The 23,921-nt window shown below is 43.5% G+C and carries 25 protein-coding genes and 1 other RNA gene; 16 read left to right on the top strand and 10 right to left on the bottom strand.

Annotation, left to right across the window (positions count from 1 at the left end):
• Positions 1 to 170 precede the first annotated feature (170 nt).
• From serA to QQK21_RS10195, 5 genes are all read right to left on the bottom strand, one after another.
• Positions 171 to 1,400, bottom strand: coding sequence for a phosphoglycerate dehydrogenase (gene serA, locus QQK21_RS10215; protein WP_284192089.1), 1,230 nt, complete (start codon positions 1,398 to 1,400; stop codon positions 171 to 173).
• A 256-nt stretch (positions 1,401 to 1,656) separates the two neighbouring features.
• Positions 1,657 to 2,313 carry a ribose-5-phosphate isomerase RpiA gene (gene rpiA, locus QQK21_RS10210; RefSeq protein WP_284192088.1) on the bottom strand — a complete coding sequence of 219 codons (657 nt, stop codon included), beginning with the start codon at positions 2,311 to 2,313 and terminating at the stop codon, positions 1,657 to 1,659.
• A 62-nt stretch (positions 2,314 to 2,375) separates the two neighbouring features.
• Positions 2,376 to 2,963, bottom strand: coding sequence for a 5-formyltetrahydrofolate cyclo-ligase (locus QQK21_RS10205; RefSeq protein ID WP_284192087.1), 588 nt, complete (start codon positions 2,961 to 2,963; stop codon positions 2,376 to 2,378).
• Between the two features lie 31 nt (positions 2,964 to 2,994).
• Positions 2,995 to 3,177, bottom strand: a non-coding RNA gene (ssrS, locus tag QQK21_RS10200) — 6S RNA.
• A 22-nt stretch (positions 3,178 to 3,199) separates the two neighbouring features.
• Positions 3,200 to 3,508 carry a cell division protein ZapA gene (locus QQK21_RS10195; protein ID WP_284192086.1) on the bottom strand — a complete coding sequence of 103 codons (309 nt, stop codon included), beginning with the start codon at positions 3,506 to 3,508 and terminating at the stop codon, positions 3,200 to 3,202.
• Positions 3,509 to 3,745: 237 nt separating this feature from the next.
• Here QQK21_RS10195 and QQK21_RS10190 point away from each other — a divergent pair, with 237 nt between their 5' ends.
• The 3 genes from QQK21_RS10190 to QQK21_RS10180 are packed head-to-tail and all read left to right on the top strand — an operon-like array spanning position 3,746 to position 6,762.
• On the top strand, positions 3,746 to 4,321 hold the full coding sequence (locus QQK21_RS10190) for a YecA/YgfB family protein (protein ID WP_284192085.1): 576 nt from the start codon (positions 3,746 to 3,748) through the stop codon (positions 4,319 to 4,321).
• Positions 4,322 to 4,333: 12 nt separating this feature from the next.
• Positions 4,334 to 5,512 carry a 2-octaprenyl-6-methoxyphenyl hydroxylase gene (ubiH, locus tag QQK21_RS10185; protein ID WP_284192084.1) on the top strand — a complete coding sequence of 393 codons (1,179 nt, stop codon included), beginning with the start codon at positions 4,334 to 4,336 and terminating at the stop codon, positions 5,510 to 5,512.
• A 23-nt stretch (positions 5,513 to 5,535) separates the two neighbouring features.
• Positions 5,536 to 6,762: an FAD-dependent 2-octaprenylphenol hydroxylase gene (locus tag QQK21_RS10180; protein WP_284192083.1), complete on the top strand. Its 1,227-nt coding sequence runs from the start codon at positions 5,536 to 5,538 to the stop codon at positions 6,760 to 6,762.
• Positions 6,763 to 6,803: 41 nt separating this feature from the next.
• Here QQK21_RS10180 and QQK21_RS10175 read toward each other — a convergent pair whose 3' ends face one another.
• From QQK21_RS10175 to ygfZ, 3 genes are all read right to left on the bottom strand, one after another.
• The gene (locus tag QQK21_RS10175; protein WP_284192082.1) at positions 6,804 to 7,010 is read right to left on the bottom strand and encodes a DUF1107 domain-containing protein; all 207 of its coding nucleotides are present in this window, start codon (positions 7,008 to 7,010) and stop codon (positions 6,804 to 6,806) included.
• Between the two features lie 614 nt (positions 7,011 to 7,624).
• Positions 7,625 to 8,098, bottom strand: a complete 474-nt coding sequence (locus tag QQK21_RS10170; protein ID WP_284192081.1) for an aminoacyl-tRNA deacylase — start codon at positions 8,096 to 8,098, stop codon at positions 7,625 to 7,627.
• Entirely contained in the window at positions 8,088 to 9,053 is a 966-nt protein-coding gene (ygfZ, locus tag QQK21_RS10165; RefSeq protein WP_284192080.1) for a tRNA-modifying protein YgfZ, read from the bottom strand. The genes QQK21_RS10170 and ygfZ overlap by 11 nt, the downstream gene beginning before the upstream one ends.
• A gap of 187 nt (positions 9,054 to 9,240) precedes the next feature.
• Here ygfZ and QQK21_RS10160 point away from each other — a divergent pair, with 187 nt between their 5' ends.
• Entirely contained in the window at positions 9,241 to 9,501 is a 261-nt protein-coding gene (locus tag QQK21_RS10160; RefSeq protein WP_284192111.1) for an FAD assembly factor SdhE, read from the top strand.
• A 46-nt stretch (positions 9,502 to 9,547) separates the two neighbouring features.
• Positions 9,548 to 9,877: a protein YgfX gene (locus QQK21_RS10155; RefSeq protein ID WP_284192079.1), complete on the top strand. Its 330-nt coding sequence runs from the start codon at positions 9,548 to 9,550 to the stop codon at positions 9,875 to 9,877.
• 11 nt (positions 9,878 to 9,888) lie between these two features.
• On the opposite strand, the gene nadB is transcribed toward QQK21_RS10155, so the two are convergent.
• A complete protein-coding gene (nadB, locus tag QQK21_RS10150; RefSeq protein ID WP_284192078.1) occupies positions 9,889 to 11,496 on the bottom strand; it encodes an L-aspartate oxidase in 1,608 nt (535 codons plus the stop codon).
• 383 nt (positions 11,497 to 11,879) lie between these two features.
• Between nadB and rpoE the strand changes: the two genes are divergently transcribed.
• The 11 genes from rpoE to acpS all read left to right on the top strand — a co-directional run bounded on the left by rpoE (position 11,880) and on the right by acpS (position 20,998).
• Entirely contained in the window at positions 11,880 to 12,458 is a 579-nt protein-coding gene (gene rpoE / locus QQK21_RS10145; protein ID WP_284192077.1) for an RNA polymerase sigma factor RpoE, read from the top strand.
• A gap of 26 nt (positions 12,459 to 12,484) precedes the next feature.
• Positions 12,485 to 13,102: an RseA family anti-sigma factor gene (locus QQK21_RS10140; RefSeq protein WP_284192076.1), complete on the top strand. Its 618-nt coding sequence runs from the start codon at positions 12,485 to 12,487 to the stop codon at positions 13,100 to 13,102.
• Positions 13,099 to 14,064 carry a sigma-E factor regulatory protein RseB gene (gene rseB / locus QQK21_RS10135; protein ID WP_284192075.1) on the top strand — a complete coding sequence of 322 codons (966 nt, stop codon included), beginning with the start codon at positions 13,099 to 13,101 and terminating at the stop codon, positions 14,062 to 14,064. Before QQK21_RS10140 ends, rseB begins: the two co-directional genes overlap by 4 nt.
• Positions 14,061 to 14,531: a SoxR reducing system RseC family protein gene (locus QQK21_RS10130; RefSeq protein WP_284192074.1), complete on the top strand. Its 471-nt coding sequence runs from the start codon at positions 14,061 to 14,063 to the stop codon at positions 14,529 to 14,531. Before rseB ends, QQK21_RS10130 begins: the two co-directional genes overlap by 4 nt.
• 105 nt (positions 14,532 to 14,636) lie before the next feature.
• Positions 14,637 to 16,430, top strand: a complete 1,794-nt coding sequence (lepA, locus tag QQK21_RS10125) for a translation elongation factor 4 (protein WP_284192073.1) — start codon at positions 14,637 to 14,639, stop codon at positions 16,428 to 16,430.
• Positions 16,431 to 16,517: 87 nt separating this feature from the next.
• Positions 16,518 to 17,414 (top strand): signal peptidase I, encoded by an 897-nt coding sequence (lepB, locus tag QQK21_RS10120; RefSeq protein WP_284192072.1) that lies wholly within the window; start codon positions 16,518 to 16,520, stop codon positions 17,412 to 17,414.
• A 15-nt stretch (positions 17,415 to 17,429) separates the two neighbouring features.
• Complete coding sequence (gene rnc, locus QQK21_RS10115; protein WP_284192071.1) at positions 17,430 to 18,107, top strand: ribonuclease III; 678 nt, start codon at positions 17,430 to 17,432, stop codon at positions 18,105 to 18,107.
• The gene (gene era, locus QQK21_RS10110; protein WP_284192070.1) at positions 18,100 to 19,074 is read left to right on the top strand and encodes a GTPase Era; all 975 of its coding nucleotides are present in this window, start codon (positions 18,100 to 18,102) and stop codon (positions 19,072 to 19,074) included. The genes rnc and era overlap by 8 nt, the downstream gene beginning before the upstream one ends.
• Positions 19,075 to 19,152: 78 nt before the next feature.
• Positions 19,153 to 19,881, top strand: coding sequence for a DNA repair protein RecO (recO, locus tag QQK21_RS10105; protein ID WP_284192110.1), 729 nt, complete (start codon positions 19,153 to 19,155; stop codon positions 19,879 to 19,881).
• Positions 19,878 to 20,609: a pyridoxine 5'-phosphate synthase gene (gene pdxJ / locus QQK21_RS10100; protein WP_284192069.1), complete on the top strand. Its 732-nt coding sequence runs from the start codon at positions 19,878 to 19,880 to the stop codon at positions 20,607 to 20,609. Before recO ends, pdxJ begins: the two co-directional genes overlap by 4 nt.
• A gap of 5 nt (positions 20,610 to 20,614) precedes the next feature.
• Positions 20,615 to 20,998: a holo-ACP synthase gene (acpS, locus tag QQK21_RS10095; RefSeq protein WP_284192068.1), complete on the top strand. Its 384-nt coding sequence runs from the start codon at positions 20,615 to 20,617 to the stop codon at positions 20,996 to 20,998.
• Here acpS and barA read toward each other — a convergent pair.
• The gene (gene barA / locus QQK21_RS10090) at positions 20,983 to 23,757 is read right to left on the bottom strand and encodes a two-component sensor histidine kinase BarA (protein ID WP_284192067.1); all 2,775 of its coding nucleotides are present in this window, start codon (positions 23,755 to 23,757) and stop codon (positions 20,983 to 20,985) included. The two genes, acpS and barA, sit on opposite strands and share 16 nt — an antisense overlap.
• Positions 23,758 to 23,921: the final 164 nt, after the last annotated feature.

Raw genomic sequence — 23,921 nt, 5'->3', positions numbered from 1 at the left:
TATTTCTGTGATAAATACTACATAAGTGTTAAATATTGATGAAATTAAGTGATCTAATCTGGAGAACTTGGATCTGGATGCAGTAAAGCGCAATTTTTGAGCTTGTTAGGAAGAATGAATGAGGGGGGAGAATAAAGCCGCCGCTTTGGGTATGCGGCGACGAAATAGGGTTAATGCAGGATACGAGCGCGAATCGTTCCTTCTATGCTCTTCAGTTTCTTTAATGCTTCTTCAGAGCGGTCACTTTCAACGTCGATAACCACATAGCCGATATCTGCATGAGTTTGTAAATACTGACCCGCAATATTGATTCCTTCTTCAGCGAAGATGGTGTTTATTTGAGTCAAAATACCAGGGCGGTTTTTATGGATATGTAGCAAACGTGAGCAATCACGGTGCTCTGGTAATGATACTTCAGGGAAGTTAACGCTCGATAGTGTTGAGCCATTATCTGAATATTTGGCGAGCTTGCCCGCGACTTCAACACCGATATTTTCTTGGGCTTCTTGTGTTGAACCACCGACATGGGGGGTTAAGATCACATTATCAAATTTTTGCAGTGGAGACTCAAACGGATCGGCATTCGTTTTCGGCTCTGTTGGGAACACATCCACGGCGGCTCCAGACAAGTGCCCTGATTCTAATGCATCGCAAAGAGCGGGAATATCAACCACAGTGCCGCGAGCGGCGTTGATAAAAATAGCGCCTGGTTTCATCAGCTCGAATTGCTCCGCTCCCATCATATTTTTGGTTTCTGGCGTTTCTGGTACATGCAGAGAAATGATGTCACATTTGTTGAGCAATTCAGTCATGGTATGTACTTGAGTGGCATTACCAAGGGATAGCTTATTCTCAATGTCATAAAAATAAACTCGCATCCCAAGGTTTTCGGCGATAATGCCAAGTTGCGTACCAATGTGACCATAACCAATGATCCCAAGTCTTTTGCCTCGTGCTTCGTATGAATGGTCTGCACTTTTCTTCCATACACCACGGTGAGCAAGAGCGTTTTTCTCTGGGATACCTCTTAGAAGCAGCAATACTTGTCCAAGAACTAACTCGGCGACACTACGAGTATTGGAAAACGGAGCGTTGAATACTGGAATGCCTTTTGCCGCAGCAGCTCCAAGGTCAACTTGGTTTGTGCCAATACAAAAACAGCCTATGGCCACAAGCTTTTCAGCAGCATTAATCACCGCTTGTGAGAGATGTGTTCGAGAGCGGATTCCGATAAAATGCACGTCTTTCACTGCGTCAAGCAGCTCATCTTCTGGTAAAGAGCCTTTGTGATACTCGATATTGGTGTAACCAGCAGCTTGTAATACTTCGAGTGTCGAAGGGTGAAGTCCTTCGAGAAGCAGAATTTTAATCTTATCTTTTTCCAGTGAAACTCTGGCCATAGTGGTGCTCATCCTTAAAGTTTAAATTTGGGGGCTTAAGTCGCGTGCATGTAACGTAACAGTATTAAAGCCAACATTACTTGAGTTCTTTTTCTGACGCAAACGTTTTCGTTATGTATCTTCTGTACATTAAACTACCAAAAAAATACTCTTTTTGGTAAGAAAATAAAAGTATAAGGAATAATTTTTAATAGGATAGATGAAAAAACAGCACCTAGTGGTGCTGTTTTCAATGAAGCGTCTGAAAGTGTGAGAACTAACTTTCGATTTTTGCACCTTGTGGTGTGCCTGTGATGACGACATCTGCCCCTCTGTGGGCGAATAAACCAACCGTAACCACGCCAGCAATGGCATTCACTTTATCTTCAAACTGTTTTGGGTTGGTAATTTGAAGACTGTGTACATCTAAAATGACATTACCGTTATCGGTCACGACACCTTCTCGATAAACAGGGTCACCACCAAGTTTTACCAGTTCACGAGCTACATAAGAGCGAGCCATAGGGATGACTTCTACTGGCAGAGGAAAACGACCTAAAACGTCAACGGCTTTGGTGCCATCGACAATGCAGACAAATTTATTCGAGATAGCAGCAACAATCTTTTCTCTGGTCAGAGCCGCACCACCACCTTTGATCATTTCACGCGCTGGGTTAATTTCATCAGCACCGTCTACGTACACATCAAGGTATGCAACATCGTTGCAGTCAAAGATTTCAATGCCTAAGGCTTTAAGTTTATCCGTAGAAGCTTCAGAGCTAGACACCGCTCCTTTGATGTCATCTTTTATGCTACCCAGAGCATCGATGAAGTGATTGACTGTCGAGCCTGTACCTACACCTACAATACTGCCTTTTTCTACGTACTTAAGTGCAGCCCAACCCGCTTCCTTTTTCATTTCATCTTGCGTCATGCCCGTCTCCTAAACTGGATGTTATATGCGTCAGAGGATGGGATTATATGATCAATTCAAGGCTATTCCCAATCCCAGATTTGTTTTGCAGTGATGATTTTTGGCAGAGGTACGTCCCATGCTTCAACAGGAAGTTGTTCGACTTCCTGACACGCATGAGCCAGACCAATAGGCTTTGGTCCAGATTGATAATGAAACCAAGGCTCTAGCGTACGATCATAATAGCCACCGCCCATGCCGAGTCGATGGCCGTGCTTATCAAAAGCAACCAAGGGGGTACATATTATATCTAACTGAGCGACAGGTATTATTTTATCTTTTTCAAGTTTTGGTTCAGGGATATGGTAGCGATTATGTACCATAGCGGTAGTCAAATCATAGCGAAGAAATAAAAGGTGACCGCTAGAGAAAGGGTGAATCACAGGAAGATAAATGTTTTTGTTTAGATGACGCAACTGGTCAATAATTATTGAGGTATCTATTTCACCATCGGCAGGCAAGTATAGGGCAATATCTTGCGCTTGTTTTATCTCGGGTAAGGTCAGGAAGTGCGTGGCTAGCGACTCAGCAGATCGTTTTTGTTCTTCTTGAGTCAATTGGTTACGTTGGGTACGAATGAGTGTTCGGTAGTCTTGCCGAGAAAGAGTCATGAGAATACCATAGGTGAAGCTACATTTGGTAGAGTACCCCAGAGTGTCGTTGGAGATTTCGACCCTTGAACCAGCTGGTTCAAGGCGGATCAGCAATGGTAACCGTAGGCTTCTCGGTTCAAGCCGAGCTTGCTCAATAGCTATCAAGTACCAACCCTTATGTATTGCTTATCGGCTCAGGGACTTAATCCCCTAACGAACACTCCAGGGTAAATTCTATTGTTAGTATAACAAGTTTATTGCTGTTTAAGTGTCACTTGACTAAGCGCATCGCTAAGCGACGCCGTCAGTTGTTCTAACTTGTTAGTTAACGCTTTTTTCTGTTCTGCTTCTAATGTATCACGGCTTTCGAGTTCATGACAGACGTTCAGTGCCACAAAGGTGAGTAATTGGACTTCGTTGGTGATTTTTGTTTTTGAAGTCATCTCTTTTAGACGCTCATCAAGTTGCTGAGCTGCATTACGCAACGACTCTTCTTGCCCCTCTGGACAATTTACCCGAGTTAACTTGCCTAAAATTTCAACTTCAACTGCTTGATTACTCATAGCGACTCTAAATACGTTAGTAGGGTGTGATATGTAGATGATCACCAAGGAAGAAACTATAGGAAAAGGCTTGTTAAGATTCAAGCTTTTCCCTGCGAAGTCGAAGAAATCCCTCACAAAGATACACTAATTAATCAAATTGTATAAAAGCCGTCCAGATTACGCTAATCCTTCGTTTTCGCTCCTCTCAGTAAATGCTAGAATCGATATTATTTACTTATTTTTTGGGGCGCTTGTATGAGCGAACATAAGTTGCCAGCTTACCTTACTCTGGCAAGTGAACTACAAACGGCAGGTTTAGCCGTCAATCCTGCTGAATTACACGGTTTACTCGCGGGTATGTTGAGTGGAGGCTTAAGCATAACCGACAATAGCTGGCAGCCGATGATTTTTGATTATACCAATGATGGTATGGGATGGCCGGCGAAACCATTACAACTCGCTCAATCAACCTTGGATGCTACCATTGCTGAGTTTACTGATTCGGCCATGAACATCTCTATCTTGCTTCCAGATGAAGATGCAAGCGCGAGCTTATTTGATGTTGCAGATGGTGTAGCTGAGTGGGTCAATCATTATATTTCTGGACTTGGCTTAGTTGGCATAGAGCTTAAACATGCCTCCAAGGAGAGCAAAGAAGCGCTGACGGACTTAGAAGAAATCTCCAAATTGGCCATCGATGAAGAAGATGATCTTGCAGAACAGGCCCAGCTTCTTGAGCAAGTCATTGAACATATTAAAGTTTGCGCACTAACCATTCACGCTGAATTTGGTCAAAAGCCGATCGAAAAAAAGGCTCCGACTATTCACTAGATAGGACGTTTCATGAAGCAATTTGACATTGTTATCGCCGGAGGTGCAATGGCGGGGATGACACTAGCTCTTGCGATAAATAAGTACTCACAAGGGGCATTATCCATTGCTGTCGTTGAGCCCTATCAGGCTGACTATGATGCTCATCCTGGATTTGATTCGCGTGCAATTGCTTTGTCTTTGGGAACAGTGGATCTTTTCAAGCAATTTGGTCTTTGGCAGGATATCTCTCAATTGGCTACCGCGATAAAGCATATTCACGTGTCCGATTGCGGTCATGCAGGGATGACCGACATTGATCACCAAGAGATCGCGGCTGAGGCACTTGGATACGTTATCGAGTTGGCGGATGTCGGTCGATACTATAATGATAGAGTGAGCGGGTGTGATGGGATTCACATGTTGTGTCCCGCTCATGTTAGTCAGATTGAAAGGTTTCAGCATGAAGTGCGCGTTACATTAAATGATGGGCAGTCGATAGTAGGAAAACTTTTGGTGGCTTCTGATGGTGCGATGTCAACATGTTGCGAGTTGCTAGGCATTGAGTCTAACTTGCATGATTTTGATCAGGTTGCAGTAATTGCAAACGTCAAAACATCCCAAGCTCATCACGGGCATGCTTTTGAGCGCTTCACTTCTTCGGGGCCTTTAGCATTACTGCCTATGAGTGAGCATAGAATGTCCTTGGTTTGGTGCCTTAACCCTGAACAAGCAAAGCGAATGATGTCTTTAAATGACGTCGCTTTTATGCAGTCTTTGCAAAATACATTTGGTTGGCGATTGGGGAAATTTGAAACTATCGGGCAAAGAAGTTGCTACCCATTGACACAAAGTTTTCGTCAGCAAAATGTTTCACATCGATTTGCAGTAGTTGGTAATGCGGCGCAAACCTTACATCCAATAGCGGGTCAGGGCTTTAATTTGGGGATTCGAGATATAGCCACGTTGACGGAATCTATCATGTCTCGACTTGATGATCCCGGTGCCTATCCAGTCTTGAGTGAATATAGACGTCGCCGAGAGCAAGATAGGGTGGCGACGGCTTCACTAACCTCGTCTCTGGTCGGTATTTTTTCCAATGACTATCTAAGTTTTAGAATTGCTCGTAATCTGGGCTTGGCAGCATTGGATAATGTTGCGATGCTTAAAGTACCATTATTAACAAGAACACTAGGTTTGGTTGCTAGATAGTAACCTGAGTGAGGAATGATTCGATGATGCAAAGTGTTGATATCGCCATTGTTGGTGGGGGTATGGTAGGTCTTGCACTTGCCGCGGCCTTTAAAGACACAGAATTGCGAGTGGCAGTAATCGAAAGCCAGATACCAGACTGTGAAATCAATGACCTCCCTGATATCCGAGTGTCGGCTCTTAGTCGCTCGAGTGAAATTATTTTACGCAACTTAGGTGCGTGGGAAGGGATAATACAGCGAAGAGCAGCCCCTTATTCTGCTATGGAAGTTTGGGAGCGGGATAGCTTTGCTCGTATTGAATTTGATGCAAAGAAACTTGCTCAACCAGACTTGGGACACATTGTAGAAAATAGAGTGATTCAATTATCTCTTCTTGATAGAGTCAAGCAAATGCCTAACGTCAGCCTTCATATGCCAGCACAATGCCATTCCATGGCGGTTGGTGAAAGTGAAGTGTGGCTAAACTTGGCCAATGGGCAAGGAATTACAGCCAAACTGGTGGTTGGGGCGGATGGTGCAAACTCATGGGTACGAAGACAGTTAAACATTCCTCTTACTCATTGGGACTATGGACATAGCGCGATAGTGGCCAATATTTGGACGGCTGAAGAACATGGAAAAGTGGCGCGCCAAGTCTTTACTCCTCAAGGGCCACTTGCTTTTTTACCTATGAACCAGAGTAATATGAGTTCAATCGTGTGGTCAACCGATCCAGAGCGAGCTGAGTATTTGGTCGCTATGCCCGACGAAGAGTTTAACAAAGCACTGACGACCGAGTTTGATGCAAGGCTCGGTCTTTGTGAAGTGATTGGCAAGCGTGCTTCGTTTCCCTTAAAAATGCGCTATGCACGAGACTTCGCCGTCGATAGAGTCGCATTGGTTGGCGATGCGGCACATACCATCCATCCTCTGGCTGGACAAGGGGTCAATTTAGGGTTGCTTGATGCTGCGAGTTTAGCTCAAGAAATTCAAGCCAATTGGCGAAGAGGTCATGATATTGGCAGTCGTCGCCATTTACGCAGTTACGAACGCTGGCGTAAGTCGGAAGCGGCTAAAATGATTGCATCCATGCAAGGCTTTAAAGATTTGTTTGCTAGTGATAATCCTGCCAAAAAGCTTATTCGAGGGCTAGGCATGACGCTCGTTGGTCAATTGCCGAGTGCCAAAGATGAGATCATGAAAAGAGCGCTTGGTCTTAAAGGAAAGTTGCCTGCTTTAGCTAAGTATATTGAACAAGAAGTGGTATGACTCAATGACAAAGGGCTGGTTTGCCCAGCCCCTTTAAAATTTTATATGTATGCGCAACGCAGCCGCATAATTTCTTGATTGACTTCTTTCACCGTTTGAAAGTGGCGTTTTTCGGCTCTTTCTGGCAATACCAGCTTCCCATTATCGAATTCAAACTTGCCAACACCGTAAATATAAATCCTTCCCTTAAACAGTCGACTTACGTGTTTAGCAATCATTCCCGGTGTGTAGCGCTTAAACAGTCTCATAGAGTGATCCTTATATGTAGCAAGCTCTGCAAGTATATAATTCCCCATTCGATATTAATGTGATGATACTGGGAATATATGCAGTATAATGAGTTTTTTAAGGTATTTGTGCGTTATTAGAAAAAATTACAGATAAATACCCATTTCTATGTGATGCCTTCCCCAATTATATTCTGCTTATGGAACTTGTTTCGTTGTTCAGTCATGAAATAGTAAACCCGAGATTTATGACATTTTTAAGAATAGTTTAATTTTTTTATTGTGTGACAAGATAAGGTGAATTTTTTGCATAAAAAAAGCCCGCTTGTAGCGGGCAAATAGTCACAGATGCATTACGCAAGAGTAAAATTCGATGTAATCCGTAATTTCACTTTGCGGTTGGAAACCGAGTTAGTACTCGTAACTAAAGGCGAGCACATCAATTACAGGTACAGTTTGGGCTAAGTTCTAGCCACTCGGTATCCAACAAGAGTAAGTGTAATTGAAGAAATGAAAAATGATTTTATATGCCTTCAATTCGAATAAAAATAATCAAGATTTAACCCATTACTGAGTAATGACTCACATTTAAATGTCACTTTTTGGATCGCTTCTAGAGGATAATTAGATATGTATCAGCGACAAATATCAGCGAGTATAGGAGCGCATAGGTTTATCAAATCATCGGTTTTTAACGCGATACCTGCGAGTAATGAGCCACTGCTGATGGTGACCTCTGGCTGAAGTAATATACTGTGGTCAAAAAAAATCGGCATGTATCTAGGCAACAATAAAGGGGTTAGTGTTCCGATTTGAGAGCCAGTAAGAGATTGAACGTCGTCGCGCTCCACACAAGTCATGCGCCGACAGTTGAGTATCTTTCGGACTTTCCTAGGATCAACCAAACGGTCACCGGGGACACAGGCTAACACATATTCGCTGTCCATATCCCGTAGAAGAATGCACTTGACCATCTGTTCTGGCCTAATACCTCTTTGCTTTGCGGCATCCTCTATCGTTGTTGCTGGAGAATGGTGAGGTAGTAATCTAAATGAAACCCGCTGTGATTCAAGATAGCGGGTTATGCTCGTTTCGAATTTATTCGTCATCATCCAATGAGTAAGGCAGAGGTTGAATTTCCCATCTTGTATCAGGTTGGTCTGCGAGACGAAATTGAGTATTTGCGTCTAGATTGTTGGGCAAAACAATAAGACCTATTGCTTTATTATCACTAAACTCATAACTCGCCATTAATGTGCCAGCACTGCGCCAATTATCACCAACTGAGCGTTCTAACTCGGCATTAGCCAGCGGTTTGTTACACTCACCTGATACAATTTGTAAGGCACGTTTATTGATTCCACGGTATTTGGCTCTGGCAACCGTTTCTTGTCCCGTATAACATCCTTTGCTGAAACTGATTCCACCAAGAGCTTGAAGATTCAGTGCTTGTGGAATGTGTTCATTTTGTACAAGGTCTGAAACTATAGGCATGGCTGCTTGAATGTCTAACAGCGTCCAAATCTGATCAGAAACTTTTTGAGCTTCGATAGATTGGCACAGTTTGTTTGCCGCTTCCTCACTGACGGCAAGTAACCACCTTTGTTGATCAATTTTGACCGCGGTACCACCCTCAATCTCTCTCACATCGCTTCGTTGCGATGATAGATTATCTATAGTGGTAGTGGCATGTGTTCCGACAAGGCCAAGCAATACGTCATGGCTCGCTTGAAACTCAACTTTAGAAAAAATGGCATACTTTTTCAGCTCAGCAAGTTCTTTGTCGATGGCTGATTTAGGTTGAAACATTGCGTAACCAGAGAGATGGTGAAACAAGCGAAATATGCTCCACGTTTTGCCTTTTGCATCGCAATGAGCACCTAATGTGCTTTCTTCTTTAGTGAGCTTGACCACATCACATGTGACCTGACCTTGCAAGTAAGACTTTTTGTCATCTCCTTGGGCGATGATCATTCCCCACGAAGTCAAATGAGTCAGTAGGAGTTTGGGAAGGGAGTCATTGCTTGATAGTGAGAGTTGGTCGAAGTCGTTTTGCCAATCCATGATATTTACCTGAATACGATAGTATGTTTGCTATGTTAGCGCTGAATGGCCCCAAGAAACAACCTTTCAAGGGTTTTAGGGAGAGTGAGAAATTTGTTACCTTGATCGGGATTGTGACTAAGTTAGTGGTTGTTCGAACTATGGATTGTTACACTCGCGGCAAATAACCGAAAAGGTGGGAATGAAAATGTATACTCCAGAAGAAAAAGCGCGCATTAAGTGGGCATGTCGCCGAGGTATGTTAGAGCTGGATGTTGTGATTATGCCATTTTTCGAAGAATGTTTTGAAGCGCTTCAAGATGATGAAAAACATGATTTTGTGGCACTTTTAGAGTGTGATGATCCAGATCTGTTTACTTGGATTATGGGGCATGGTCGAAGTGATAATTTAGGCCATGCGTCCATGGTTGACAAAATTGTTGCCCACAACCTCAGTAAAGTACGTTAGGTTATTGGCCACAACGTCATTTTTCTCTTGTCAGGCCAACTTCAGTATGTTGATTTTGGCCTCTTGCTGGTTTTCAGTTTCTGAAATGCCTTTGCCAATCACTGTGTATCTTGTTGGGTACTTGTCGGTATTTCATTTACGTACCAATTGGTTGGCCAATGCGTTCAGAGGCCAGTTAGTTATGTCCAATTCCGGAGTCTGTTTTGTCAATGGGAAAGAGACTCGAATCCAAAAGATAACCACGAGCCTATCTGCGTTTGGCTTGTTAATGCAATTTTCTGACGGCGAAAAATATATCTTGTGGCGCGATAGTGTCTCTGATGAGCACTACAGGCAGTTGTTACTGTCGTTAAAAAGGGAGCGTTACGCTCCCTAGGCGTGTAACCTTTACTTGGTTGGACAAAGAATCGTTGGGCCACTATTTTCTGCTGGCTCTGGATAGTCGAGAGTGTAGTGCAACCCTCGGCTCTCTTTCCTTTCCATTGCACAACGAACCATGAGCTCAGCCACTTGGAGCAGATTGCGCAGTTCAAGCAAATTATTCGATACTCTGAAGTTGCTGTAATACTCGTGTGTTTCTTGTTGAAGTAATTGAATTCGACGTAAGGCTCGTTCAAGACGTTTATCAGTACGGACTATTCCCATGTAGTCCCACATAAATAAACGCAGTTCATGCCAGTTATGTTGTATGACAACTTCTTCATCAGAGCAGCTAACCTGGCTCTCATCCCATGCTGGAAGTGGAGGGGGCAAAGTTGATTTATCGAGTTTTTCTATAATATCGTTGGCAGCAGACCACGCATAAACCACACATTCAAGCAAGGAGTTTGATGCCATACGATTAGCCCCATGAAGACCTGTATAACTGACTTCACCAACCGCATAAAGTTGTGACAAGTCGGTTTCCCCTTGTTTATTCACCATTACGCCACCACAAGTATAATGGGCCGCTGGGACAACAGGAATGGCTTCTTTGGTCATATCAATGCCCAAATCCATGAGACGGCTATATATGGTTGGAAAATGTTTCTCGATAAAATCAGCGGGTTTATGGCTGATATCCAAATACATACAATCCGCCCCAAGACGCTTCATTTCAAAGTCAATTGCTCTCGCTACAACATCACGAGGAGCCAGCTCTTCTCTTTCGTCAAAATCAGGCATAAAGCGAGAGCCATCAGGTCGCCTCAGAAAAGCGCCTTCCCCTCGCAGAGCCTCAGTGAGCAAAAAGTTTCTTGCTTCAGGGTGATATAAACACGTTGGATGGAATTGGTTGAACTCCATATTGGCGACTCGACATCCAGCTCTCCAAGCAATGGCAATACCATCTCCTGAGGAGACATCTGGATTGGAAGTATATTGGTAAACCTTGGAGGCTCCGCCTGTTGCGAGCACAACAAATTTGCTTCTTACGGTTTCGACATGTTCTTGGTTGCGGTTCCAAATATAAGCGCCAATCACTTTGCAAGAATCACCCCCAATTTTGTCTTCGCATATTAAATCGAGAGCATTGTGCCGTTCCAATACGGTAATATTGGGGTGATTATGAGCGTTTTCCTGCAGAGAGTTTTGCATTGCCATGCCTGTTGCATCAGCGGCATGCAGAATTCGTCTGTGGCTATGCCCGCCTTCCCTGGTCAAATGGTAACGAGGCTTATCATCACTGTCTCCATCCTCACGGTCAAAAGGGACACCTCCGTCGATTAACCATTGAACACAGGTTTTTGCATTTTGAGCGATAAACTCCACGGTTTCCTGCTCGCATAAACCAGCACCAGCAATGAGGGTATCTTGAACATGTGATTCGATACTGTCTGACTCATCAAAGACGGCAGCAATACCACCTTGCGCGTAGTATGTCGACCCCTCGCTTCTTGGTCCCTTACTTAAGACTATGACTTTGCCGTATTCGGCTACACGCAACGCTAACGACAGACCAGCCGCGCCACTCCCTACCACTAACACATCACATTGATGTTCACGGTTCGCGTTCATAACACTTTTAAATTCCTGAATAAAATACTACTGACACCCTAATAAACATAGGATATCAGCCATTGAGCATTGTTGCTCGTTAAGCTGATTTATACACCTCAATTTAGCTCTGATAAACAGGCTAAACCGATAATATTAGCATCGGAATGAGTGCAATTCTTTGTAAATAACATTGCTTTTAGGTACGTTCGTCCCCACAATCATTGAGCTAAAGTCTTAGAATCATCACTTATTGGAATAAATTCTGCAGAAAGTTTGAACTTTATCTTTACTGCTGAGTCACAATAGTGCTCAAGTAAGCGGTGGTGTCAATACTACATTTTGAATAATTAATGCTCATATCTGTAAGGTAGGGGTCGATAACAATAGGAGTACACGCTCGAATGAACGAGCAGCTGACCGATCAAGTGCTTATTGAGCGAGTTCAGAATGGAGATAAGCAAGCCTTTAATCTTTTGGTCATAAAATACCAAAATAAAGTCTGTAATCTTATCTCTCGCTACGTCAACAATCCTGGTGATGTGCCAGACGTAGCACAAGAAGCATTTATTAAAGCGTATCGTGCTATACCTAGTTTTCGAGGTGAAAGTGCCTTCTATACTTGGTTATATAGGATAGCTGTCAATACTGCTAAAAACCATATTGTTGCTCAGGGGCGTAGGCCGCCTGCTCAGGATGTGGATACTGAAGAAGCTGAATACTACGAAACAAGTAGTGCACTAAAAGAAATTTCGAACCCTGAGAACTTAACGTTGTCCAAAGAATTGAAGCGGGTAGTTTTTAGTGCGATCGAAGCACTGCCTGATGATTTGAAAACCGCAATGACGTTACGAGAACTTGACGGTTTAAGTTACGAAGAAATTGCGGATGTTATGGATTGTCCTGTTGGAACGGTACGTTCTCGTATCTTCCGGGCTCGTGAAGCGGTTGAAAAGAAAATTCAACCACTGATACAACGCTAATGCCACTAAAGTTAATGGTGAAAAGAATGGCTGACAAAGAAAAAATTTCAGCGCTCATGGATGGAGAGTTGGTTGATAAAGCTCTAATTAGTACGCTAGAGCAAGACCAATCTAACCAACAGACTTGGAACAATTACCATTTAATTGGTGATGTCATGCGAGGCGAAGTTCCGCAAAAAATAGAGTGGAACATAGCCGAACGCGTGGCGCTTGCTCTGGAAGAAGAGGCGGCTCATTCAAGGGTTTCTCTAGAAAGTGTGGCACAAATCCACGCCGCTGTTGAACAGCCTCATCCTGCTAAAGCTCGGCGCCAATTACCTGCTTGGCTGAACCAGTTTGGTCAGGTCGCAGTGGCTGCATGTGTATCCTTGGCTGTCATTATCGGCGTTCAGCAATATGGTGGTGAGACTGGGCAAGCTGAGCTCGAGCAACTTCCAGTACTGCAAACTATCCCATTTACGGGGACTGCGGAACCTGTAAGCTTAACCCGCAGCTCGGTTGAACAGCCAGTCACAAATAATGCAACTAATGTTCAAGAACAGAGGCGTCGAATTAATGCCATGTTACAAGATTATGAATTACAGTTGCGTTTGAATAGCAATGACTCTGAACACAATGACAACTCAAAAACGGTAGTTGAATGAAAAAAATTCTGACCAGTGTACTGACACTGTTCAGTTTGAGTTCGCCACTCGCCTTTGCAGAAGAAAAAACTGCAGAGGCGTTGTTGCATCAAATGAACGAGGCTAGTCAGCACCTCAACTATGAACTGTCTTATATTCTGATCAAGAAAAATAGCATTGAGCCTCTATTGTATCGCCATGCTCGAAGTAATGATCAGCAGCTTGCCCATCTCGTTTATCTCAGTGGTCCATATCGCGAAGTCATAAGACGTGGTGGCGAAGTCAGCTACATTGAACCTGGGGTTGAGCCATTTACGATAGAATCCGGCAATATAGTTGCGCCTACTATTCCGCTGTTGAACAATGATGTAGAGGAACTTAGCCAGTTTTACGATTTTATTGAGGTTGGCCGAGCTCGTGAAGCTGGCGTTGCTTGTCAAGTCCTTAGGGTTGCTTCAAAAGATGGTCTTCGTTATTCCTATATTCTGTGGGTTGATGAGAAAACGAAGTTGCCACTGAGGGCCGATTTAGTTGATCGTGATGGGGAAGTACTCGAGCAGTACCGTACTATATCTTATAGTGTGAATGACAGTATTTCTGAACAATTAAGTACGCTCAATACTAAAAAATTGCCCAGTGTATTATCCCTGCCTAAAGGTGAGTTAGAAAATAGCTTCTGGACAGTTGGTTGGACTCCGATTGGCTTTGAGTCAACAGAGCTGAATCGCTATCGAATAGGCAATTCTGAGCGTATGGTAGAGACGCAGATGTTCAGCGATGGTTTGTTCAGCTTTTCTGTTTATGTTTCAGAGAGTGACAATTATTCATTAAAAGGCCAGCTTGTGCGACAGGGCCGTAGGACACTGCATAGCTATGTTAAAGGTGACAAAGAAATCTCAGTTGTCGGTGATATACCGCCATCTACGGCAAAAAGGATTGCTCAATCTGTTACTATTAACAAAGCCGTGGGCAAGCCGCAATGATGACGGCTCTCGCAACCGTCTCTTCAGTCACTCCGACTAATGGGGGGTATGCTCTGGAGCTAAGCTGTGATCAGCAAACCAGTTGTTCTAGCTGCTCATCGCAAAAAAGCTGTGGCACTGGAATGATCTCCAAGGCTTTGGGAAGCAAGTCTTTGCATTGGTATTTGTATACTAATTTACCGGTTAAACAGGGGCAATTGGTTGAAATAGGTCTTGCCGAAAGAGACATATTGCAGTCTGCTGTTGTCGTTTATCTTGTGCCTTTGCTCTCAATGATTTTTGGTGCTATCGCTGGTGAATGGCTGCTGAGCCCCTTATTAAACCTTGGAGAGGGCCTCACCATTTTGTCTTCAGCCCTTGCTACGCTTGGTGGAATATATTGTGCAAAACGCTTGGTGGCTAAACTTGAGCGGCGATCGCTTCGAGATGTCAAACTGTTGCGAGTGTTAGGTGAACCAATTAGCTAGTGCGAATTGTTTAGAAATTGGTTAGAATCTGCCAACTTTATTGAAGCGCCGCAAAAATGCGGCCTTTTTATGTCCCTATTTTTAAGAGTTTAGTCACACTAAATCATGAAGCACATTCGTAATTTTTCGATAATCGCCCACATCGACCATGGTAAGTCGACCCTATCTGACCGTTTGATCCAAGTATGTGGAGGATTGAGTGACCGTGAAATGGCGGCTCAAGTCCTTGACTCTATGGACTTGGAGCGTGAACGTGGCATCACTATTAAATCTCAGAGTGTGACACTCAATTATACGGCCAAAGATGGTGAAACCTATCAATTAAATTTCATTGATACTCCGGGGCATGTGGATTTTGCCTACGAAGTTTCTCGCTCTCTTGCTGCTTGTGAAGGTGCGCTTCTCGTCGTTGATGCTGGTCAAGGCGTTGAAGCTCAGACCCTCGCAAACTGTTATACGGCAATTGAAATGGACCTAGAAGTGGTCCCTATTTTGAACAAAATTGATTTGCCAGCAGCGGACCCTGAGCGTGTTGCTGAGGAGATTGAAGAAATTGTTGGTATTGATGCAATGGAAGCAACGCGCTGCTCTGCAAAAACAGGGATGGGTATTGAAGATGTGCTGGAAAATATTGTTTCTGCGATCCCCGCACCTGAAGGTGACGAAAATGCCCCATTGCAAGCACTGATTATTGACTCTTGGTTTGATAATTATCTTGGCGTTGTTTCTTTAGTCAGAATTAAAAATGGCACTTTGAAGAAGAATGACAAAATCAAAGTCATGAGCACAGGTCAAGTTTGGGGTGTGGATCGTCTTGGTATCTTTACGCCGAAGCAGGAAGATACGACTCAACTAAATACAGGTGAAGTGGGCTGGGTTGTGTGTGGTATCAAGGATATTCTTGGTGCTCCAGTTGGTGATACGTTGACGCTTGCTAAACATGGCTGCGAAAAGCCGTTGCCAGGCTTTAAAAAAGTGAAACCACAGGTTTATGCAGGTCTTTTCCCTGTATCATCAGATGATTATGAAAACTTTCGTGATGCCTTGGGTAAGCTGAGCCTTAATGATGCTTCTTTGTTTTATGAACCAGAAAACTCAGCAGCACTTGGTTTTGGTTTTCGTTGTGGTTTCCTGGGTATGCTACACATGGAAATCATACAGGAGCGTCTTGAGCGGGAGTACGACTTAGATCTTATCACTACCGCACCGACCGTGGTATATGAAGTCAAGAAAACGGATGGCGATCTACTGTATGTGGACAGTCCAGCCAAACTGCCTGCTGTGAATGATATTGACGAAATACGTGAGCCGATTGCCCGCTGCAATATTCTTGTTCCTTCTGACTATCTAGGTAATGTTATTACTTTGTGTGTAGAGAAGCGCGGTATCCAAGTCGATATGGTTTATCACGGCAATCAGGTCGCAGTCACTTATGATATCCCTATGGCAGAAGTCGTGCTTGATTTCTTTGACCGCCTGAAATCAACTTCGCGTGGTTATGCTTCATTAGACTACAATTTCCAGCGCTTTGAAGCGTCTAATATGGTTCGGGTCGATGTACTGCTTAATGGTGATAAAGTTGACGCTCTGGCGTTGATTACGCATAAAGATAATTCTCAAACTCGTGGTCGCCAGCTCGTCGAAAAGATGAAAGAGTTTATTCCTCGCCAGATGTTTGATATTGCGATTCAAGCTGCAATAGGTAACCACATTATTGCTCGTTCTACGGTGAAACAGCTGCGCAAGAACGTGATTGCAAAATGTTATGGTGGCGATGTAAGTCGTAAGAAAAAATTATTGAAGAAGCAGAAAGAGGGTAAAAAGCGTATGAAGCAGATCGGAAACGTAGAACTGCCTCAAGAAGCTTTCCTTGCGATTCTGCATGTTGGTAAAGATTAGATAATCGTTTTCTGATAAATTAACCTATGACTAAGTGAAGGGGTTACGGCTCTTTCACTTTCGTGTTTTAAGAGATAAGGGAAGTCAATGGCGAATACATTTTCACTGATCCTAGTTATTGTCACTTTGGTAACCGGTATTGTTTGGGTACTGGAAAAGTTGGTGTTTGCGAAAAAACGTCATGCTCAACTCGCGACAATCGAAGCTCAAACTCAAGAGCTTGATGCTGCAGTGACAGAAAAAGTGGTTAAGCAGCCATGGTGGATTGAAAACTGTGTGTCTATTTTTCCGGTGATTGCAGTGGTGCTGGTGTTGCGCTCATTTATTTATGAGCCATTTCAAATTCCATCGGGTTCTATGATGCCAACCTTGCTCGTCGGAGATTTTATCTTAGTAGAAAAATACGCTTATGGTCTTAAAGATCCGGTATGGCGCTCTCAATTGGTTGATGTGGGTAAGCCAGAACGTGGTGATATCATTGTATTTAAGCATCCACCTCAGCCTAGTGTCGACTATATCAAGCGTGTGGTTGGTTTGCCTGGTGATCTGATTCGTTATAGTGATGATAAACAGTTATGTATCCAAAAGGCAGGCACGTCAGTGTGTGAACCTGTTAAACTGTCTAATGTTGAACAAAGTGAGTTCCGTGATCGAGGTATTCAGCAAATTCAAATGACAGAGCAATTGGGCAATGTCGCACATAATATTTTGGTTAATCCGCTGGTTCGTAACCCTATCGAGCAATACTATCCTCGTAGTGGTACCACTGAGTGGGTGGTACCTCAAGGCCAGTACTTTGCAATGGGCGATAACAGGGACAACAGTTCCGACAGCCGTTTTTGGGGGTTTGTACCTGAAGCAAATTTGGTTGGTAAGGCTGTCGCTATATGGATAAGCTTTGAATTTGATCGTGATGCTGACAGTATCTTGCCTTCATGGATCCCAACAGGTGTGCGTTTTAATCGCATCGGTGGTATTAAGTAAATATATCGAGAGAGCATGAATTCTCCCATATCTAAATTAGAAAAAAAGCTTGGCTATTCTTTCAATGATGCTGAGCTTATTCAATTGGCGCTGACACATCGCAGCGCTCATGGAAAACACAATGAACGTCTAGAGTTTCTGGGCGATTCAATTTTAAGTTTTGTCATTGCCGATGATCTTTATCACCGTTTCCCTGAGATTAATGAAGGGGATATGAGCCGTATGCGGGCAACGTTAGTTCGAGGGAATACTCTCGCTGAATTGGGGCGTGAATTCGAGCTTGGAGATTACTTAAAATTAGGTCCAGGTGAGTTAAAAAGTGGCGGTTTTCGCCGTGATTCGATTCTTGCAGACGCGGTTGAAGCTATAATTGGTGCCATTTATCTCGACAGTGATATTGAAGTTGTTCGTGGCATTATCCTAAGTTGGTATCAACAGCGTCTTGAGGCTATTGAGCCTGGAGTCTCGCAAAAAGATCCTAAAACTCGTTTGCAGGAATTTCTGCAAGGGCGAAGAAAACCACTACCTGTCTATACAGTGACTAATATTAAAGGTGAAGCGCACAATCAGCAGTTTACTGTTTCGTGTGATGTGGCGGGCATAGGAACGTCTGTTATTGGTAAAGGCACCAGCCGCCGCAAGGCAGAACAAGCGGCTGCAGAAATAGCATTAGAGCAACTTAGCAATGACTGATTCATCGGACAAAAACGAATTTGACATTGACGCTTTTTTCGCAACGAGTGGCGAAAAAAGCGCTCCAGACAACCAACATTGTGGTTTTATCGCCATAGTGGGGCGACCAAATGTCGGCAAATCAACACTGTTAAATCGAATTCTTGGGCAAAAGATTTCGATAACTTCGCGGAAACCACAGACGACGCGTCACCGAATTATGGGCGTCGACACTCAGGGTGACTATCAAGCCATTTATGTCGATACCCCAGGTCTACATATCGAGGAAAAGCGAGCGATTAACCGCCTGATGAACCGAGCGGCAAACTCGTCGCTTAGTGATGTGAATTTGGTGTTTTTCCTCGTCGATGGAACTCACTGGACAAGCGATGATGAGATGGTGCTCACTAAGCTTCAGAAGTCTAACTTCCCAGTTGTACTGTGTGTGAACAAGGTTGATAACGTTCAAGACCGAAACGAGGTCATGCTGCATATGATGGAAATGTCCAAACGGATGGAATTTGTCGATGTGGTGCCAATCTCTGCCAAGCACGGTAAAAATATTGACGTGTTACGTAAACATGTTCGAGAGCATTTACCTAAAGCAACGCATCACTTTCCAGAAGAATACGTCACGGATCGTTCCCAGCGTTTTATGGCGTCTGAGATTGTTCGAGAGAAGTTGATGAGGTTTACCGGTGAAGAATTACCTTATTCTGTCACTGTAGAAATTGAGCGCTTTGACTACAACCCTGATACAGATGGGTTCCACATTAATGCTTTGATCCTTGTAGAACGTAGTGGCCAGAAAAAAATGGTCATAGGGAAAGGCGGCGAGAAAATTAAGACCATAGGACGAGAGGCTCGTCTAGATATGGAAGAATTGTTTGGTCGCAAAGTATATTTGGAAACTTGGGTTAAAGTGAAATCAGGTTGGGCTGACGATGAACGAGCCTTGAGATCGTTAGGGTATATCGATGATCTTTAATTTGGTGTGAGCCTTTATTGCTCCAGCATCACACAGATAAGGAGCCACTTGGCTCCTTTATTCTTTGGACGGGAAAAAATGATTGCAGAAGGCTTACAACGTTGTTTTGTGCTTCATCGACGTCCTTACAGCGAGTCAAGCCTTATCCTTGATGTATTTAGTGAGGAATATGGGCGGCAGACATTGATGTCCAAAGGCGCTCGAAGCAAACGCTCTCAACTTAAAGGAGCGCTTCAGCCGTTTACCCCTTTGCTGCTAAAATGGTCAGGCAAGGGGGCGATGAAAACACTGCGCCATGCAGAACCTATTAGTCTCGGTCTACCTCTTTCTGGCCTTACCCTGTATTCAGCAATGTATGTAAACGAGCTGTTAGCAAGAGTTTTGATGGCTGAAGTTCCTATGCCTGGTTTGTTTCATGATTATTTGGCTGCGCTCACTGAACTGGCTCAGTGCGAAAATCCTGAGCCTGCTTTAAGGCGCTTTGAATTATCACTTCTGTCAGCAATGGGGTATGGCGTTGACTTTCTGCACTGTGCGGGGACTGGAGAGCTTATTGAGCCTGATATGACCTACAGTTATCGAGCGCAAAAAGGTTTTATTGCTTCAATACGAAAAGATAATCTGACCTTTTGGGGTAATGAGTTGATTGCTATTAGCGAACGTAGATTTACGACAAAAGAGCAATTAAAAGCAGCAAAGCGCTTTACACGCATGGCATTAAAGCCTTATCTTGGCGGTAAACCATTAAAAAGTAGGGAATTATTTACGCAAGTATTAGTCCCCAAACCACGGAGTATCGAAAAATGAGTTCTATTTATCTGGGTGTGAACATTGACCACATTGCGACGCTGCGCAACGCTCGTGGAACCAGATATCCTGATCCTGTTCATGCCGCTGAAATAGCGGAGCGTGCAGGAGCGGATGGTATTACGATCCACCTAAGGGAAGATCGTCGCCACATAAAAGATCGCGATGTGCATATTTTACGTGAAACCATCCAAACTCGCATGAATCTTGAAATGGCAGTGACAGATGAGATGGTTGAAATTGCGCTAAAAACTCAACCTGAGTATGTCTGCCTAGTGCCTGAAAAGCGTGAAGAGCTGACAACAGAAGGTGGACTGGATGTTGTTGGACATTTAGAGAAAATCAAAGCAGCGACCAAAACCTTGACTGATGCTGGAATTAAAGTGTCTTTGTTTATCGATGCAGATAGAGAGCAGATTGATGCAGCGAAAGCGTGTGGTGCGCCATATATTGAGCTTCATACTGGGCACTATGCGGATGCGGAAAATGATGCTGACCAGCAAGATGAGCTGAAAAAAATTGCAGCGGGTGCGAGCTATGCTGCTGATTTGGGTATCACTGTCAATGCTGGGCATGGTTTGACTTATCATAATGTTGCTCCAATTGCTGCTATCCCTGAAATTTATGAGCTCAATATTGGCCACTCAATTATTGGCCGCGCGGCTTTTGATGGTCTGCATAAAGCGGTTGCTGATATGAAAGCGCTAATGGTTGAAGCACGTAAGTAACTAAGATGGCGATTGTAGGTATTGGTACAGATATTACTGAGATAGAGCGGATTGAGAAAGCTTTCCATCGCTCTGGCGACAGTTTTGCACGACGGGTATTAACTGAGCAAGAGCTTGAGAAATTTCAGACTTTAAAACAGCAAGCTCGGTTTTTAGCCAAGCGATTTGCAGCGAAAGAAGCGGCATCTAAGGCGCTAGGGACAGGCATTGCTCAAGGTGTCACATTTCATGATTTTACTATTACCAATGACCAATATGGTGCTCCCTATTTGTCATTATCTGGTAAGGCATTTGAGATTGCGCTAGCAAAACAAGTCGCACACATTCACTTGTCGATATCTGATGAGCGCCACTATGCGGTGGCCACCGTTATCTACGAATCTAAATAATGTGCAGCACTTTTCGTCACCATTTCCATCTCATCTTGTAACTCAAATAATTCTGGCTCAAGCTCTTCGATGCTTGAGCCAGAATTAAGCGCTTTCTCTATCGTGGCACAAATTTGTTTGAGTCGAGGCACGCCACAGTAAGCGCTACTACCGTGAAGCTTGTGAATACAGTGAAGTAACGTTTTATTGTCGACACCTTTCTGGGTCAATGACGACGCCACCACTTCTCTGACTTCAGGTATGTAGTCGATGAGCATTTGTAGCATATCTCGTGCAAGTTCCGCTTTGTTTGCCGATTGTTTTAGTGCAGCTTGCCAATCGATAGTCATTGAATGGTTTAGGCTTATATTATCAGGAGAGTTGTTTTTAACTGTGGTGTCATTACCACACGTACTCTCTTCGTGTTTTGATTTTCCCCAATGTATTAGTACATGTTGAAGGACATGCTCTTCGATGGGCTTAGTGAGGTAATCGTCCATACCTGCTCTAAGTAATCTATCTCTTTCTCCTGTCATTGCATGCGCCGTAACTGCGATGACAGGGGTGTTGGCATTGAATTGCGTCGTTTTGATTTTATGACATGCAGTGACCCCATCCATATGGGGCATTTGAATATCCATAAAAATAATATCAAATTTTTGTTTTTCAGCTTGAAGTACAGCGTCTTGACCATTGGTATGGGTCACAACCTTCTCGACTCTTTCTTGCAGTAAAGCACTAATTAATTTGAGGTTAGCTGGATTGTCGTCTACAGCCATTACAACCAGTGGCAGTGTTTCGCTGTATGTTGGCTCATGCTCTACTATTGGGCGTGCGTCTTGATTTGTTGCCAAAATATGTAGCAGTTTTCTGCGAGATAGAGGCTTGGTAATACAATCAACATCATGAGCTTGGATAAGGTGATCGGCCAGAGCGAGATTTGTGCTAGGAATGCCAACAACCACATGAGGGGCACATTGTTTGACTTGCTGGACCCAGATTTCAACTTGTTCTAACGAGTTGGTTTTGTTTGGTGCTAAATTTAGCAAAATGTAATCATAACAATTTTCCTCGTCATCTGGCACTGACGAGCGATAAGTGACATTCAAACCTTCTTGAGTCAGGTATTGTTGGATAACAGATGCCGCTTGCATATTGGGTTCTATCAGTAGCAAAGTACGCTGTTTAAGAGACTGGGCTTCTACCAAACCATTAACTGGCATATCCGTTGAATGGAGCTTTAAGGTGAACCAGAATGTAGAGCCTTGGTGAAGCCGACTGGTAAGACTAATCTCACCGCCCATTTGACCCACGAGTTTTTGCGTAATAACCAGTCCCAAACCTGTCCCACCATAGCGGCGAGAAATGCTCGCATCCGCTTGGCTGAACGCTTGGAAAAGTTGAGCTTGCTGTCTTTCTGAAATACCGATACCCGTGTCGCGAACCATAAACTGTAGTTCGATGAGGTCTTCTTTTTGAGAGCGTAGTTCAACGCTGATATCTATGTTTCCGCGTTCAGTAAACTTGATAGAATTACCAACTAAATTAGTCAGAACTTGTTGAATGCGCAGTGGATCTCCTACCACACCTACAGGTATTTTAGGATCAATTTTGAGTGTCACTTCAAGACCTTTTTCGTGGGCACTGGTTGCTTGTAAGCTAACCACTTCCTCTAGTGACTCTTGAAAATCAAATGGAATATTTTCCAGCGCGAGTTTTCCTGCTTCAAGTTTTGAGAAGTCAAGAATATCGTTAATAATGGAAAGTAGATTATTAGCTGATTTCTCAATGGTTTGTAGGTAATCAGTTTGGTTGTTGGTTAGCTTGGTTTTGAGCATTTGACGAGTAAAGCCAATCACACCGTTAAGAGGTGTACGGAGTTCATGAGACATGTTAGCCAAAAACTCAGATTTGACTCTCGCGGCCTCTTGAGCACGCTTTTTGGCAATATCTAGCTCAACATTCTGGATTTCAAGCTGTTCGAGTGTTTCTCTTAGATCTGATGTGGCTTGATCTATACTGTGTTGCATCTCGACATGATACTCAGATAACGACACGGCCATGGCATTGATACCATTTTTGAGTGTGTCTAATTCACCGTGCATTTTGCCTTCAATTCTCACATCCAAATGTCCGCGACGAATCCGGTCGACCATATTTTTCATATGTGAGATAGGGCGAGTGACATCATGCATTAATCGGTGAGCAAAGACCGCAGATAGACCGAGTCCCGAAACTAACACTAGGAAGGCAGAAAAAACTTCTTGGTATTGTTGAAGCCGAAGTGAAGAGAGATCCAGTTCTATAGCGATATAGCCCAATGCAGCATTATTATTTTGTCCTTTCGCTGCCGCAAGTAGTCCTGATTCTGCTACTATAGGTGCCCTCAGAATGAGCGTGTTTCCCTCCAAATCAGAAGTAACAAGGAGAGGGATGGGTTCATTTCGAGGGAAAGTCAGAGATTCAAAATTGGGATGAAAGTTAGAGGTAACAAACAGTTCATGGTTGTAATCAAAAACGGCAATGCTTCGAACAAATTTAGAATTTTTGCGGTGAGCATAGCTGATAATTCGTCTGACTGCTTCACGGCTGTTGCTTTTTAAACCGTCTTCACTAGCAATGGCTAGAGGTTCGACAATACTTAAGCCCGAGTTCATCACCTGTTTTTCAAGATCGTGATAGCGGTTAAATGAAAAAAATGCACTCAACAGCAAGCCAATGATTAAGGTTGGCGCTAAGGTAAGTGTAATAACGCGGGCGCGTAAGCCATATCTGGTCATTATTATCTAAACATCGTGGTATGGATATGGGAAAATAACTTCCATGCAAAAAGAAGCCGTCGAATACTTAAGCATAATAAACTCGCTCGGCTCAGACAATCATTCAGGTATGAAAAGGTGATACTTGGATACCAATAACGAGCAATTGTAACAAGGCAAAGAAC

The sequence above is a fragment of the Vibrio zhanjiangensis genome (assembly GCF_030161235.1).
In the GTDB taxonomy this organism is placed as follows: domain Bacteria; phylum Pseudomonadota; class Gammaproteobacteria; order Enterobacterales; family Vibrionaceae; genus Vibrio; species Vibrio zhanjiangensis.
The sequence above is the reverse complement of the archived record's forward strand: the minus strand, read 5'-3'. Positions and strand labels throughout refer to the sequence as shown.